Below are 16,381 nucleotides of genomic sequence, written 5' to 3'. Positions count from 1 at the left end.
TATGCCCAGAAGAAAAAGAAACAGGAGGATTCAGGTCCCGCCGGTAATTAAGGGAATGTCGGTTTATGGTATTCGCGGACGAAAATCAAACGAGGTAATACTTCATCTTGAAGAGTATGAGGCGATTCGTTTGCTCGATTACCAAAATCTGACACAGGAGGAAGCAGCGGTATATATGGATGTTTCCCGTCCGACACTGACGCGTATCTACGAAGAAGCGCGGCATAAAGTAGCTACTGCATTTGTTGAAGGAAGAGATTTGATCTTCCGGGGCGGAGACGTTTACTTTGATAAAAACTGGTATAAATGCAACGCTTGTAAAGCCAGTTTTAGCGATTATTCCGACGAAGTAAAGAATTGTCCGGTTTGTAGTTCTGATGATATAATATCACTAAACGAATATTTTGCTGATTAAAAAAAACCTCCGGCTCAACAGCCGGAGGTACCCAATTAAGTTGTGATAAAACCAGAGCCCTAGTACACTAGGATCGGCTGCAATTTACGACGAATAAGCTTTCATGTCAATACCAAAATGACCTAATAGGAGATACTTTGCTCCTTTATTTTTTCTAAAATTCCATGTAACCCTTAGCTCATCCTGCTTTCGTAAGTTAAATTCATTCCAAACTATTTTTTATTTTTTTTTGTATTCCGAAAAATTTGCTTATGCCATTTATCATATATATTTGTGCGTTAACTATTTAGCAGGAATTCGGAGGCAATTGATTTGATGAGTGAGTATAACTTTCAGTCATACAATTGTTTACGAAGATTGCTTGAAGAAAGGAAGAAAAAACCAATGAAAATTAGAAAGCTTTTAAGGATACTTCACCGTGATTTAGGATACTTTATTGTAGGAATGACCATCGTTTATGCCCTGTCAGGAATTTTTCTGAATCACCGGCACGATTTCAATCCCGACTATAACATCGTTATTGAAGATTTCCGGTTTCCGGTTCAGGATGATGATACTTATGACGCTGACGACATCAGAAGTATCTTATCCGGATTACCTTACGAGATGACATATAAAAAACACTATACCAATAACGATGGCTACATTAAGGTTTTTATAGAAAGTGGTGAAGCTGTATTGGATCCGGAAACCGGAGAAGGCAGGTTTCAGTTCCTGCAACGGCGTCCATTAATTTTTGAAATGAATAAACTGCACAAGGCGACGCTCGGAACCGTTTGGAAGTGGGTGAGTGACTTAATGGCTGTTATTCTTTTGTTTGTAGCCATCTCGGGGCTGTTTATATTAAAAGGGAAACGTGGCCTTACCCGCTGGGGCTGGTGGTTGACGCTTGCCGGTTTTATCGTACCTTTAATTTTTGCAATTTTATACATTTAACCAAAAATAACTGATTATGAAGAAAATCGCGATGTTAAGTATGTTGGCCCTTATCGTGTTTGCATGTGGACAACAAGCCAAAAAGGCGCCAGTAAAAACGGAAGAAGCTCCTATGGAGGTAGTTGTATTAACCGTTGATGAGCTGTTGCAACAAGCTCCCGAACTGGCGGATAAAGAAGTTATCGTAAAAGGAACAGTATTTCATGTGTGCCAGCATGGCGGCGAACGCTGCTTTTTAATGGGAAGTAGCGAAGACATCAGTATTCGTATAGAAGCCGGGGAAAAAATAGGTGCGTTTACCCAGGAACAAATGGGAAGCGAACTGGAAATAGCCGGCATTCTGAAAGAAGTAAAAACTGAGGCGGACGCTCATAATCCTGGTGCCGAACATGGTACGGGCGAAGGAGAAGCTGAAGAAGATACTGAAACAGCAAAGGCTCATCAGATTATTGCTGAAAACCAGGCTACCGCTGAGCGGGTATTTTTTATCGAAGGACTGAAGGTAAAAGAGCTGTAAGGTCTTATCAGCACTTAAAAGCCGTTTGGGCTAACAAAACTGATTTAGATATTTGAAAAAGTGATATAACCGCATTCATTTATTATTTGATTCTCCACCCCGGTCGATAGGCCGGGGTTTTCTGTGTCGACTGAAAAATGGGTTTGTGATTTCTTATGCTCATGAATCCAGTTTTTTGCAGAAGTCGAAAAATTCCGTTCACTATAAAGTTTCTCTTTAAATTCTGTATTCTCTGGAGAGATAAAGATGTGAGATTTAAAGGGAAACAAAGTTATGCCTGGATTAGGGCTAAAGCGAGATTTCAATATCCCTTGACATGAGTAATTTTTTTGAACTGTCTTTTGAGAGACACGGCTTAATAAAACAGACAATCATACAGCCTAAACCGCGAACGCTTTTCTTTGATCAATTCATTAAACATACTACTTGAATAGTTCCTCGTATCTGTTTAAATAAAATTTATAGTTTTGTAGCGCTAGCTACAAACTATTTAACTAATTTTTGAGATGACCTATTCAAATACTGAACTTGTAAAACTCCTGAAAAAAGGAGACATGTCAGCGTTCGATGTCATTTATAGAAAGTACTCCAGAAGATTGTATGGCTTTGTCTTCCGTTATGTAAAGCAAGAATCAGATACGGAAGAAATCGTTCAGGAGGTATTCATTAAAATTTGGCAAAGCAGGGATAAAATAAATGTTTATTCATCTTTTGAATCATTTCTATTCACTATAGCCCATAATGAAACAATAAATCTTCTAAAGAAAAGGGCTACTGAACAAAAATACCTTGAGCATGTAAAGTCGCTTCAGCAAATTGAAGAAACTTATGAAATAGCAGATGAAATTCATTACAAAGAATTAAAGCAGAAGTTTCAGGGTTTGTTGGACGAATTGTCCCCCCGTCAAAAAGAGATTTTTCTGATGAGTAGAGAGGAAGGATTAAGTCATAAAGAAATAGCCGAAAAGTTAGGTATTTCTTCCAATACTGTAAAAAATCATCTGGTAGCCACACTTTCTTTTCTAAAAAAGAGACTTGATAATGGTTTAGTAATTAGCGGCTTATTTGTTAGCTTGTTTTTATAACCTAAAAAAAATCATTTTCGGTTAGTCCATTCTGTTTCCTTTGTTGTATAACTATTAAACAAATCAAGAATTGATAGTTTAGTTAGTTTCTCGGAACCTCAGCTTAGGAGAATGAGGCCCCGTTTACAAAAGGAAAAATGACAAAAGAACTATTGGAAAAATATTTGAATAACCAGTGTACGCCACAAGAAGTTGATCAGGTTATTCATTGGATGAAAGAGCAATCATTTTTTAGTGACAGTAAAGATTTGCTGCGCGCTGATTGGACTCAGTTTAAGGACGAGGAAAGCCTTGTTTCAGATGAAAAACTGGATATTCTTCTTGACCGGATTCACCATAAAATAAATCTTGAGAAGCCACTTCTAATTCAATTTAAAACGAAAAGGATTATTCATTGGGTATCAAAAGCAGCGGCTTTTATCTTGCTTCCTGTTTTGGCCTTTTTGTTTTATGTTATTTCTGAAAATACAAGATTAGCAAATCAAATAGTAACAGTATCTGTCGATTCACTGGAAGTTATTGCTCCGGTTGGTTCACGAACAGTTGTTGAGCTGTCAGACGGTTCAATCGTTCATCTCAATTATGGTAGCCGAATAAAATACCCACAAAACTTTGTCGGAAATACCCGCGGGGTAGTTCTTTCAGGAGAAGGTTATTTTGATGTAGCTCACTCCCCGGATAAGCCTTTTGTTGTAACTGCAGGTGGTATTGATGTTAGAGCATTGGGCACCATCTTCAATGTTAATGCTTACCCCGAAAGTAATGACATCGCAACTACTCTTATAGAAGGGAAAGTGTTGGTTGAAGAAAAGCAGAGCAACGGAAGTTTAAAAAAACTAAAAGAGCTAATACCCGGCCAACAGGTGATATATGAAAAGAATACGGGTATTGTGAATTCAGAGATGGTACAGGTGGGGAGATACATTGCCTGGAAAGACGGCAAACTTGTTTTTGAAAATGAACCGATAGATCAGGTTGCCCAAAGGTTGAGTCGAATGTTTAATGTAGAAATACAGGTTGATAGCGGAGTGGAGAAGTATAAATATACGGTAACCTTTGTTGATGAACCCCTATTTCAAATACTTGATCTGCTATCGGTAGCAACACCAATTGAATACAGAGCATTACCGAGAGCAAAAAATCCAGATGGAACTTTCCAAAAACAGAAAATATTAATTGCGAGCAAGAAATAGCTTATTTCTAAAATTATAACTAAAACTATATTGCCTATGAGTTAACTAATTCTTTGAAGAACAACGGGGAAATGCTAGCAACAGTTCCCCGTAGATTGTAAAATTTCCCTGTATGCTTCACTTTACAGGGCTATTTCTAATTATATCAATACAAAAGTATGAAAAAAAAAATCTGTTTTGTCCGGGGGTGGAAATATTCCGGGCTTATTAAACTATTAAAAGTAATGAAACTAACCGTTTTTCTATTATTGGTTTCGGTAGCTGGAGTTTTTGCCAACAAAAGTTATGCGCAGAGCAAGATGCTTAATATAAATATGGGTGAGGCCACTGTAAAAGAAGTCATAAAGAATATCGAAGATCAAAGTGAGTTTTATTTCTTGTATAGTGAGAACCTAATCGATGTTGATCGGAAAGTTAATCTAGCTATTGAAAATAAAAAAATCGAACAGGCGCTAAATTTATTATTTAAAGGTACGAACGTCAATTATTCGATACGTGACCGAATTATCGTATTAACAACACCTGAAGTGCTTGATGGAGATTTGGAAGTAACCAAAGAGCAAAAAATAATCTCTGGCAGGGTTACTGATTCTTCAGGACGGCCGCTTCCCGGCGTCTCCATTGTTATTGAAGGAACCGCTAAAGGAGCAGTAACAGATAATGAAGGATACTACTCGTTGAATGCAGTTCCAACAGATACTTACCTGATGTTTTCATTTGTGGGGATGGAAAGCAAACGTATTGCAGTATCAGGCAAAACAACGATTAATGTTGTACTGAAAGAAGATGCAATTGGAATTGAAGAGGTAATTGCAATCGGATATGGAACCATGAAAAAAAGCGACCTTACGGGAAGTGTTGCTTCTTTAAAGGCCGACGAAATAAAAATGACTCCATCAGCATCTGTTGAGAAACTTTTGCAGGGTAAAATTGCCGGAGTGCAAATTATAAACCCTTCGGACGATAATCCGCAAGGAGGAGCAACGGTCCGGGTAAGGGGAGCCAGCTCAATCAACGGTTCCAAAGCACCATTGGTAGTTGTCGATGGTTTTCCGATGGGCGATGCCGGTAGTCTGAATATGATCAATCCAAACAATATTGCCAGCATTGAAGTCTTGAAAGATGCCTCAGCAACTGCTATTTACGGATCAAAAGGGGCAAACGGAGTCATTTTGGTTACCACCAAAAAGGGACGCGTAGGAGGTACAAATATCTTTTTTAATACAAAAACAAGTATTTCTCAATTCAGCGATGAGCTGGACTACTGGAAAGATCCTGTGAAAATGGCGAAGCTCGAAAACGAAGCTTTCATCAATCAAGGGCTTGAGCCACTTTATCGTGGCGCGAGAAACTCTTTGGGTATTTATTATCCGTCTATTGAGCAGTTGGAAAGTGGTGCCTGGCCTTACTATACTGATTGGACCGATTACGTGTTTCGGACTCCTGTAAATCAGGAATACAATGTTGGAGTGGAAAGCTCAAACGATAAAACCAGCTTTTTCCTGAATATCGGGTACTTCCAGGGAGAAGGGATGCAGGAGAAAGATGACTACAATAAATTCAGTGCCGATGTGGTGATTGAGTATCAGCTGCTTGATAATTTAAAGGTTCAAACGAAGTTTGGAATATTGGCGGGTAACCGGGATCGAAACGGCGGTTTGGACTACGGACGAAATCCGATTTTCCCGGTTTATACTGGTGATGGTTCCTATTTTAAAAGTTACTCCAAAGACTATGGCAACGTAGTGGCTTTACTGAACGAGCGTACCAACTATAATAAAACCAAAGAGCAGTTTGCTCAGCTTAAGTTTGATTGGGAAATCAGCCGTAAATTCCGGCATACGACCCAGGTGAATTACCGGCATGTGAGTTATATGGCAACAACGTTTGATCCGGTTATTTATACCGAAGACGGAGACCAGAATCATGGGCGGGGAACTTTAACCATGACCGCGAATGATGCCGTAGTAGGAGATACCTATTTGACTTATGAAGATGCCATTGGAAAGCACAATTTTTCGGTAATGGCCGGAGTGTCGTATGAAAATGATACCTATCGAAGTTCATTTCTGGAGAGCCGTGAATTTACCAACGATATTTTGCGTGAAGAAAACTTGTCGGCCGGGTCAATCAAATACCTGGGAAATGGCTACGGTTCTCCTAAACTGTTATCAGGAATCAACCGGATCAATTATTCATACAATCATAAATACCTGTTTACATTTACTTCTCGTTTAGATGGTTCTTCAAAATTTGGCGAAAACCATCGTTGGGCGTATTTCCCTTCGGGGGCTTTTAGCTGGAGAGCTTCGGAAGAAGAAACGATAAAGGCATTGGGAATTTTTGACAACCTGAAATTTCGTGCGAGCTATGGTATTTCCGGGAACCAGGGAATTCCTTCGGGTTTAACGTATGAACGATTTGGCGAGAGTTATTACTACACCGATGGTGAAGAGAAAATCATCAACGGTATCGGTTACATTGCATCACGCGGACGTTTTGCCGAGTGGGGTGGAATTGCCAATAAAAGTTTGGGTTGGGAGCAAACAGCCCAGGCAAACCTTGGTGTGGACATGTCTTTTTTCAACCAACGTTTGAATGTGGTGATGGATGTGTACAGCAAGAAAACAACCGACCTTTTGCGGAAGAAATTTTTGCCACCAAACACCGGTTTTGATGAAATCTGGATTAATGACGGAGAGGTTCAAAACAAAGGGATTGAATTGTCTTTGTCAGGGGATATTATTCGTGGAAAAGATTTCAATTTTTCAGCCGACCTGATCTTCTATAAAAACAAGAATAAGGTGGTTAATATTGGAACCAAAGAAGGTGCAGGTTACAATGTTGATGAGTATGGCAACCAATATACATTTTACGGTTCGCGAAGAGTGCTTGGGACCGACCAGGTGGTGAATGTGCTGGCTATCGGTAAACCCATTAACGTGTTCTATGGATATAAAGTCGATGGAATTATTCAGGATGGACCTAAAGAAAGTGAGCTGCTTCAGCCCGGCGAATACAACTATGTTGATTTGAATAATGATGGTGAAATTACTTCGGCAGACCGTACCATTATTGGTGATCCCAATCCTGATTTTACAGGAAGTTTGAACCTTAATTTAAGTCATAAATCAGGCTTTTCGCTAAGTATGATGTTCTATGGAGTGTATGGGAATGATGTATTCTCACTTCGTAAATTAACAACTCCAAGCTTAGTTGAAGGGCGTTGGACTGCCACCAACCCCAATAACGATCGCCCGAGCTTGCGTTCCGGAAGACAATACCAAATTTCAGATTGGTTTGTTGAAGACGGTTCTTTCCTGCGTCTTCAAAACGTGATGCTGGGCTACGATTTTAAACGGAACTTCCTGGGGTTCTTTAAGGAAGCTAAAATCTACACCAATGCCACCAACTTGTTTACCATTTCGAATACAAGTGAATATGATCCCGAAGTAGGGGAAAATGGTATTGGCGGGAATCCCTATCCCAGGGTAAGTGCTTTTACTTTAGGAATCAATGCTAAATTCTAAAACAACGAAACAATGAGAAATAAAATAATTATTCTAATTCTGGGAATTGCATTTCTTTCATCTTGCGAAAGCTGGGTGGACGAAAAACCGTACGGAATTTATTCCAACGATAATTTTTTTGAGTCAGCAGATGATGCGCTTTCAGCTCTGCTTTATGCGTATGACCCGCTGAACTATATTGAATATGGATCGCGCTTCATTTTTGATATTGCCGATGCTACCACCGACGAAATGATCACTTACGGGAAAGGCGAACAGGCTTATCGTATCGAGATGTTCAACTGGACGTTTACGTCTTCAAATACTGTTATCTCGGGCTTTTTTAAATATTGTTATTTGTCCATTGCTCGCTCTAACTCAGTTCTGGAGAATGTCCCTAAAATTAAGTCAATGCAGGAAAGTGTGAGAGATCAATACATGGGTGAAGCATATTTTTTAAGGGCGTTTAATTATTTCTATTTGGTTCGAACTTATGGTGAAGTTCCTATCCGAACCAAAGTTGTGGCCGATATCAACGATGTTAAAGTTGATTTTTCTTCCATTGAAGAAGTGTATGCCCTTATTATTGACGATTTGGATAAAGCCGTTGATTTGATGAGTGTCAGCAAACAGCAGGGGAGAGCCGACCGGGTGGCTGCGCAGGCTTTGCTAACAAAGGTGTATGCTACTTTGGCCTCATCCAAAATGACCGGAGCAGAAGGTTATGACTGGGTTTCGGATTATGAAGCGATGTACACTGAAGCAAAAAAATACGGACAACTGGTTGTTGAAGGCCAGGGCGATTACCGACTTGACCCGGATTTGCTGGGATTGTATGAAGTTGATAACCATGAAACAAGTCCGGAGCATATTTTTATGCTTTCGCAAAAACGGTTTTTAAGCGGAGAAGAAGGGAATTTTTCGCAAATCCCTCAAATGTTTGTGATTAGTTTGCCTAAAGTATATGTAAGCAGTGAGCTGGATATGGCGGGCAATGTGTATCCGATGGTAAACAATCAGAGTTGGGCTGTCTACCGGACGGATTCGACCTTTTTTAAAAGCTATGCTCAAAATGATAAGAGAAAGGATTTGTTTGTATCAAAAATATACGATGCAAATGGCTCATTATTGGCAGAATACGATCCTTCAAATATCAATAGCGAAGATCAAATCCTGAGTGCTTTCTATTATCCGTTTTGCCGGAAGTATTCCGATCCGGAATCGGATGGAACAAAGACAAGCGCCAATCCTTACTTTATTCGTTTTGCCGATTTGGCTTTGCTGTATGCCGAGGCTTGTGGCAATACCGAAGAAGGCTATCACTGGATTAACCAGGTGCGCTCGCGGGCAGGTTTGGAAGAGTTAAACCCGGATTTATCGTTGGGCGATTTTAGGAAAGCTGTGTGGAGTGAACGAAAGTATGAGTTGGCTTTTGAAGGTCACCGTTTGTATGATCTGAGACGCACGAACCGTGTAGTTGAAGAAATCACGAATAAGACTGTTGATGCAGACTATGCCAACTTTTTCCCGATACCACAAAGAGAATCTGATTTAAACCAATAACACCAGAATTAATGAAAAATAAGATAATGAGTGTCCTGCTGCTTTTGGCATTTGTGGTGGGGCTATACAGTTGTAATGAAGATGAATTAGCGAGAGGCGTTCAGGTTACATTAACCAGCCAGGAAGAGGTGAATAACTTTGATTACCCTCGGGAAATTGATAGACTGAGAATATCAGGAGAAGGAATTATTGATCTTTCTGCTGTTACTGTTCAGGTGGTGAATACTATAATCATTGAAAATACGGGAATAACCAATGTCGATCTTCCTAATTTAAGTGCGGTGCGGGTAGCTTTAGTGGTCAAAGACAATCCTGCTTTGACCTGGTTTACCGGAGTTCCGTCGTTGAAATTTTTAGGAGGAAGTGTTGAGTTTGATAACAATGATAACCTGGAAGATATTTCCGGATTTAATTCGTTTGAATTTGTAAAAGGAGAATTAATCATCCGCAATAATGACAAGCTTGGTGAAGATAAAGATTGTGCCATTGAGGAAGGAAGTTTCTGTGGATTATTGAATTTGTACAACGCAGGAGTACTGGAAGGAGAAGTTACGTTGAGTAACAACCATCCAAGTTCAGTCTCCGATGTCAGCTTGATTGGCTCTATTGCCCGCCAGAGTGGTTACATCGATTATGTTTTAACATCGCAGGCTGCGATTGACCAATTTTCACCCGCCAAAGATACCATTGGAAATCTGACCATCCGAGGTATTGACATTGGTTACATTGGCTCGATTGCACAGAAGGTGAAGGTAGTTAAAGGAACAATTACCATTCAAAATACTTCGGTACCGACAACGGAAGGGTTCTTTGATATTATTCGGGCTGATAGCAGTGTTTACCTGTTGGATAACCCGGAACTGAATAACCCGAATGGCTTTAAGCATACTACGCGAATCAATGGTGACCTGGTGGTGGATAATTGTCCTAAACTGCCGTTTGCATGGGCGCCAGATGCCTTTACCAAAATCGATTCAGTTTATGGAGACCTGATTATTCGCGACTGTCCTCAGTTTAGTTCCGGAGCTATCGGCTTGCAAAGCCTTGTTTATGTGGCCGGCGATTTTGAAATCTCAGGAAGTGGGGGTGATCTATGGAACTTAGGTTCTATGAATCCTGGAATTAAATACATTGGTGGTGACTTGACTTTCACTGGAAATCAAGTGGTGAATAGCCTCGACGGATTCCAAAATCTGGAGTATTTGGGCGGTGATAGCATTACCATCGTGGATAATGGTGGTATTCCTGATTATTCCGGAGGAGATGGACCTGGTTTCTGTCTGTTGAGAGAAAAGTTGGCTGAAGGAAAGATTGCTGCTTCGGTTATTCAATTGAAACGATCGGGCGAACAGAATTACATAGATTTCTATGCCCTGCAGATGTGTGATGGTAGCGATGTGCCCCTGTTTACTTCGTATAGCTTGGGAAGTCAGGGAGAGGTTGATCTGTTTCAGCCAGCCAACGATACCATTCAGGATTTGTTCATCCAGGGAGGAAGCATTGACTACATTGGCTCAATTGCCGAGAAAGTAAAAGTGGTGATGGGGGATGTTCGGATTGAGAATACTGCACTCACGACCACCGAAAATTTCTTTGAGTTAATAGAATTTAAAGGGAATATCGAGCTGCGTAACAATGCAAGTATGAATAATCCCAATGGCTTTAAACACCTGGAAGTGATCCATGGTGACCTGGTTCTTGAAAATTTACCACAAATGCCTTTCAACTGGGCACCTGATGCTTTGACGAAAATTGATTCCGTTTACGGAAGTGTAGTCATCAAGGATTGCCCTCAGTTTATTGACGGAGGAATTGGTCTGCTAAGCCTGGTTTATGTAGGTGGCGACTTCCATGTTGAAAACAGCGGAAGTGAAGGCAATAAGCTGTGGAATTTTACCACGATGAACCCGGGCCTGGATTACATTGGAGGAAATTTGATTATCAAGCACAATCCGTTTATCAATAGCCTTGGAGGCTTGGATAAGCTGAGTTTTATTGGGGGGAATCGGATTGAAATTGTTGAGAATGGATGGATTGCCAATGAAACAAATGGCAACGGGCCTGGAATGTGTACAATAAAAGAATATTATGATGATGGCGTGATTCAGAATAACGAAGCGTTAATTGTATTAAAACGAAGCAACGAAGATGCCATTGATTTTAATAGCTTAACACGTTGTAACTGATGAAGTCATTTTCTTTCGATTTTAATGAAAGAGTAGCCTAGTCGATTATGCACCAACCATGTGGTTTGGTGCATAATCTTTAACACAGACTTGTTGCTGAAGCAAGTCGTAAATGAAAGGTATTTATGAAAACAAATTGGAAATATTTACTGTTGCTGTTATTGGTTACCGGAGTTTTGGCATGTGGTGACGATTCTGGTACATTGCCCGATGAACCGGATGATGAAAATCCAGCAACTTTTGAGCGAAGCTATGTCTTTTCCGGAACTATGCCCGAGAATGTACTCCGAAGTTATTTAAGTCGTTCGATTACCATGGCGGAGTTCCTCACAGCGGATGAGTTCATCTACGACTCTGCAATTCCTCAGCGGGAGGACGATGAACGCATGCTCATTGACTTGGGCGCTAAGTTTGTTGGCCGGTCAATATTTATGTGGGGCTCGGAGGATAAAGCAGCCAATCCGGATTTCTTTGCGAAAGCCAAACAGCGCTCGGAGCAAATGCATGCATTGGATGGTGATTTGATTTTCCAGGCTTGTATCTTCGAAATCGTTACCACAAAGGTGAATGAGATTGCCGTTCCGGCTTGGGTTTTCGAAGCATTCAGTTTGGATGTTGAGGACCGCATGTTTGATTATTCAAAGATGATAAATACATCAGGCAAGTTTGTGAATCAATGGGCTGCCGGGGCTAGTGTTCCCGATGTTAGCCGGTTGGAAACCCGGATGTGGTTCTATTTTTTAGCCAAAAACTACATCGATATAGGAATAGAAGCCATTCACTGGGGACAAGTTGAACTGGATGCCATGGCTGACAAAAATAACAACTACGAAGGTTGGAATGATGTGCTGACCCGTGTGCGTGATTATGCATCGGAAAATGCACGTCGAAAGTTTATTCTTTCTGATGGCCATGTACCGGGTGGTGGGCTTGTTGTAGATGGAAACTTACTGTTGGACTTTCACAGTTTTCCACTTCGGATGCGGGAGATTTACGGAAAGCCGCAGGAGGCTGAGCTGGTGCTTTATTACGAAGATGCTTTTTATCGCCGAAGCAAAGGAGGTACAACGCCAAGTGGTTGGGAAAGTAAAAGCTTGCCCTATTTGGTGGAGTTCGATAATTTTGGAATCTCCAGCTTTCCGGGAGAGGCAAAGTTAAGTTCTACCTGGGTGTGGGGCTACGATGAAATTACCTGGTTTAGCCTTCAGCCAGAAGATTACCGAAATGAATTCTTAAAGTATGCTTGGGACTGGATTGAAGAATATGATCCCATCGGGAACCTGCAAATGCCCGGCAACCGAAAGGTGGTTCCTTATGCCGGATCGTGGAATGAACGTTATCGTGCCAATAGGAAGACGGCGGGTTTTGAGCATGGTTACAGTCAGGAAGAAACAATCAAACAAATTTGGAGTGACGATGAATAAGTTGGTTGGATTGTTGGCGATTTTGCTGTTGATGGGCTGTGCCGGAGCTGGAAAACAGGACGATCCCTATTTTTTCGAAGGAAGTATTTCGGAGCCTATTCTTCGTAATTACCTGGCCAAAGCAATAACCATGTCTGAATTTTGTGTAAAAGCAGAACTGTCACAAGATGGTTACAATCCCTGTAAAGACGATGATGTCCGGTTTTTGGAGAGCATTGGCGCGAAGTTCGTCGGACGGGCTGCTTTTCGCTGGGGAAACGAGGATCAACTAAACAAGCCTGAGTTTCAGAATTATATGAAAGAGATGATTGAGCGGGTTCACGAGAAGGATGGTGATGTCATTTTTCAGGCAGCTATTTTTGAGGCTGTATCCAGGCAAGTGAATCAGGTGCCGATTCCAGCTCGTGTGTTTGAAGCTTTTGGGCATGAAGTTGTGCATCGGAATTTCAATTATGACGCGATGTTGGACGATTCCGGCCGTTATGTCGATTTATGGGGAGCAGGCTGCAGTGTCCCTGATTTAACCAAATTGGAAACTCAATATTGGTTTTACTTTTTAGCAACCATGTACATCGATGCCGGATTTGAAGCGATTCATTGGGGGCAGATTGCCTTGATTGGAATGAATGATACGAATCATGCTCAGTTTCAGCAATTGTTGGATCAGGTTCGAACCTATGCGTCGACCCATGCCCGAAGAAAATACCTGTTGTTTGATGCGCATACTCCCAATAAGGGCGTGGTGGTTGATGGTCGTCTGCTACTGGATTTCCATTCTTTTCCGTTACGGGTGAAGGAGCTTGCAGGAAAGCCCATGGAAGGCATTTTGGAAGTAGGACATTTAGATGCTTTGTATACCAAAAGCAAAGGGGGAATAACTCCCAGTGGATGGCACAGTGAGAGTTTGCCTTACCTGGTTGAGTTCGATAATTTTGGAGTTAGCCAGGCGCCCGGAATTGCTGATACCACGTCGCACTTTGTGTGGGGCTACGACGAAATTACCTGGTTTAGCATGCTGTCGCCAGAAGATCAGACAGCATGGATGGCTTATGCTTATCAGTGGCTTCAGGAGAATGCTCCCAATGGTTATTTGCAAATGCCCGGTGTTCGTGTGTTGACGCCAGGAGATGGTTCCCGACGAATTTTTAAAGCAAATGATCGGAAGTTTTGCTCAAAAGGTGCTAATTTGGAAGCTTCAATCAAGCAAGTCTGGAATAATTAAGCCCAAAAATTAAAGTGATGAGAAAAATATTAAACCTTATAGCCTTGGCCGTTTTGGCTCTTGGTCTATCGTGTTCAGTTCCGAATAATGGGGATGAGTCTGAAAATTCCCCCGTTGATTATGTCAATCCGTACATGGGGAATATCAGTCACCTGTTGGTGCCTACCTTCCCAACCATTCATTTGCCCAACAGTATGCTGCGTGTGTATCCTGAACGTCGTGATTACACCGAAATCAGGTTGAAGGGATTGCCTTTGGTGGTGACCAGCCATCGCGGTAGTTCGGCTTTTAACCTGAGTCCTTTTCAGGGAGAGGAGAAGGATTTAGCTCCGGTAATCAACTTTAGTTACGATCAGGAAAAGCTGACTCCTTATTCTTATTCAGTTTTTTTGGATGGACAGCAAGTACAAGTTGACTTTGGCTTATCACATCAGTCGGCTGCGTACGAGTTCAAGTTTATGCAGGATGCACCGGCTTACCTGATTCTGAACTCGGGCAATGGAGCCATGAGCTGGGATGGAAAAGCTTTAAGCGGCTATCAGCTTATCGAGAATAATACAAAAGTGTATCTCTATTTGGAGCCGGAGGTTATGCCTCAAATAGTGGGATCGTTGGTTGATGGCAGCTTGCATGCCGAGAAAGAAGTGGAAGGCCGGGATGCTTGTTTGGTGCTGAAGTACCCTCGGGGAACCAAGCAGCTTCGAATGCGCTATGGAATTTCGTTTATTGATGAAGTGCAGGCTAAGGCCAATTTAACCCGTGAGGTGGCCGGCAAAACGGTGGCTCAATTGCAGGAGCAAGGACGCGACGTTTGGACCAAAGCTCTAGGTAAAATAAAGGTTTCCGGAGGCACAGAAGATGATCGGACTGTTTTTTACACGTCGCTGTATCGTTGCTATGAGCGTCCGGTGTGTATTTCAGAAGATGGCCGTTACTACAGTGCTTTTGATGGTGAGGTGCATGCAGATGCTGGTCGGCCATTTTATACTGACGATTGGATTTGGGACTCCTACCGGGCACATCATCCTTTGCGGATCTTGCTTGATCCGAAAGTGGAAGAAGATATTTTGCATTCTTTTGTGTTGATGTCGGAGCAGATGGATCACTTTTGGTGGCCTACTTTCCCTGAGATTACGGGTGATAGCCGTCGGATGAATTCAAATCATGGCGTTGCTTCGGTAATTGATGCCTATCAAAAGGGATTGCGGAACTTCGATTTAGAGAAAGCTTATCTGGCCTGCAAAGGAGCAATAACCGAGAAAACTTTGGCTCCGTGGTCGGGCATGCCAGGCGGAGAACTCGACCAGTTTTATAAAGATCACGGCTATATTCCAGCCCTGTACGAAGGGGAGGAGGAAACAATTCCGGAAGTACATGACTTTGAAAGTCGTCAGCCGGTTGCGGTTACCCTGGGAACTTCGTATGATGAATGGTGTTTGTCTGAGATCGCCCGGATCCTGGGAAAAGAAGAAGATGCCCAAAAGTTTAAAGAAGCTTCCTTCAACTACCGTAACCTGTTCAATTCTCAAACCGACTTCTTTCACCCGAAAGACAAGGATGGGAAGTTTATTGAGCCATTTGATTACAAATTTTCGGGGGGCATGGGCGCCCGGAAGTATTATGGTGAAAATAATGCCTGGGTTTATCGCTGGGATGTTCAGCACAATATCCCTGACTTGATTGAACTGATGGGCGGAAAAACGAATTTCATCAATCGTTTGGATGAAATGTTTACTGAGCCTTTGGGACGAAGTAAGTATGCATTTTATGCGCAATTGCCCGATCATACCGGGAATGTTGGGCAGTTTTCGATGGCGAATGAGCCTTCGCTGCATGTTCCTTACCTGTACAACTATGCCGGTGAACCTTGGAAAACCCAAAAGCGCTTGCGTAAGCTGTTGCACGAGTGGTTTCGCAATGACCTAATGGGCGTTCCGGGCGATGAAGATGGGGGAGGCATGTCGGCCTTTGTTGTTTTCTCAGCCATGGGCTTTTATCCGGTAACCCCCGGATTGACTACTTACTCGATTGGCAGCCCGGTGTTTGAGCAGGTGACAATTGATTTAGGAAATGGAAAAACATTTGAGATAAGTGCTCCTCAGGCATCATCGGAGAATAAGTACATTCAGTCAGCTAGTTTAGATGGGCAGGCTTTGGTGAAGCCCGAAATTCTACACGAGGCTATTTTGAATGGAGGGAAGTTGGTCCTTGAAATGGGCCCAAAAGCGAACCGTTCATGGGGAGTTGAATGATATTGGTATAAGTTGAATCAACGAATAAAAAAAGGTACGAATTCTAAAATGAGTTCGTACCTTTTTCTTTTGGCTCGAC

The 16,381-nt window shown here is 41.8% G+C and carries 11 protein-coding genes; all 11 read left to right on the top strand.

Annotation, left to right across the window (positions count from 1 at the left end):
• The first annotated feature begins 1 nt into the window (after position 1).
• The 11 genes from INQ51_RS21960 (at position 2) to INQ51_RS21910 (ending at position 16,302) form a co-directional block, all read left to right on the top strand.
• Positions 2 to 415, top strand: coding sequence for a DUF134 domain-containing protein (locus tag INQ51_RS21960; protein WP_233380139.1), 414 nt, complete (start codon positions 2 to 4; stop codon positions 413 to 415).
• Between the two features lie 384 nt (positions 416 to 799).
• A complete protein-coding gene (locus INQ51_RS21955) occupies positions 800 to 1,351 on the top strand; it encodes a PepSY-associated TM helix domain-containing protein (RefSeq protein ID WP_233380138.1) in 552 nt (183 codons plus the stop codon).
• Between the two features lie 16 nt (positions 1,352 to 1,367).
• On the top strand, positions 1,368 to 1,868 hold the full coding sequence (locus INQ51_RS21950) for a hypothetical protein (protein ID WP_233380137.1): 501 nt from the start codon (positions 1,368 to 1,370) through the stop codon (positions 1,866 to 1,868).
• 506 nt (positions 1,869 to 2,374) lie between these two features.
• Positions 2,375 to 2,953, top strand: coding sequence for an RNA polymerase sigma factor (locus tag INQ51_RS21945; protein WP_262909977.1), 579 nt, complete (start codon positions 2,375 to 2,377; stop codon positions 2,951 to 2,953).
• 137 nt (positions 2,954 to 3,090) lie between these two features.
• Entirely contained in the window at positions 3,091 to 4,146 is a 1,056-nt protein-coding gene (locus tag INQ51_RS21940; protein WP_233380135.1) for a FecR family protein, read from the top strand.
• Between the two features lie 158 nt (positions 4,147 to 4,304).
• Positions 4,305 to 7,676 (top strand): TonB-dependent receptor, encoded by a 3,372-nt coding sequence (locus INQ51_RS21935; protein ID WP_233380134.1) that lies wholly within the window; start codon positions 4,305 to 4,307, stop codon positions 7,674 to 7,676.
• Positions 7,677 to 7,688: 12 nt separating this feature from the next.
• Positions 7,689 to 9,218 carry a RagB/SusD family nutrient uptake outer membrane protein gene (locus INQ51_RS21930; protein ID WP_233380133.1) on the top strand — a complete coding sequence of 510 codons (1,530 nt, stop codon included), beginning with the start codon at positions 7,689 to 7,691 and terminating at the stop codon, positions 9,216 to 9,218.
• Positions 9,219 to 9,229: 11 nt separating this feature from the next.
• Positions 9,230 to 11,404, top strand: a complete 2,175-nt coding sequence (locus INQ51_RS21925; RefSeq protein ID WP_233380132.1) for a hypothetical protein — start codon at positions 9,230 to 9,232, stop codon at positions 11,402 to 11,404.
• 125 nt (positions 11,405 to 11,529) lie between these two features.
• On the top strand, positions 11,530 to 12,828 hold the full coding sequence (locus INQ51_RS21920) for a hypothetical protein (RefSeq protein WP_233380131.1): 1,299 nt from the start codon (positions 11,530 to 11,532) through the stop codon (positions 12,826 to 12,828).
• Positions 12,821 to 14,050 carry a hypothetical protein gene (locus INQ51_RS21915; RefSeq protein ID WP_233380130.1) on the top strand — a complete coding sequence of 410 codons (1,230 nt, stop codon included), beginning with the start codon at positions 12,821 to 12,823 and terminating at the stop codon, positions 14,048 to 14,050. The genes INQ51_RS21920 and INQ51_RS21915 overlap by 8 nt, the downstream gene beginning before the upstream one ends.
• Before the next feature lie 17 nt (positions 14,051 to 14,067).
• Complete coding sequence (locus INQ51_RS21910; RefSeq protein ID WP_233380129.1) at positions 14,068 to 16,302, top strand: GH92 family glycosyl hydrolase; 2,235 nt, start codon at positions 14,068 to 14,070, stop codon at positions 16,300 to 16,302.
• Positions 16,303 to 16,381: the final 79 nt, after the last annotated feature.

The sequence above is a fragment of the Maribellus sp. CM-23 genome, assembly GCF_021354595.1.
Taxonomy (GTDB): Bacteria; Bacteroidota; Bacteroidia; order Bacteroidales; family Prolixibacteraceae; genus Draconibacterium.
Note: the sequence above shows the minus strand (reverse complement) of the source record. Positions and strands in the feature narration are given on the sequence as shown.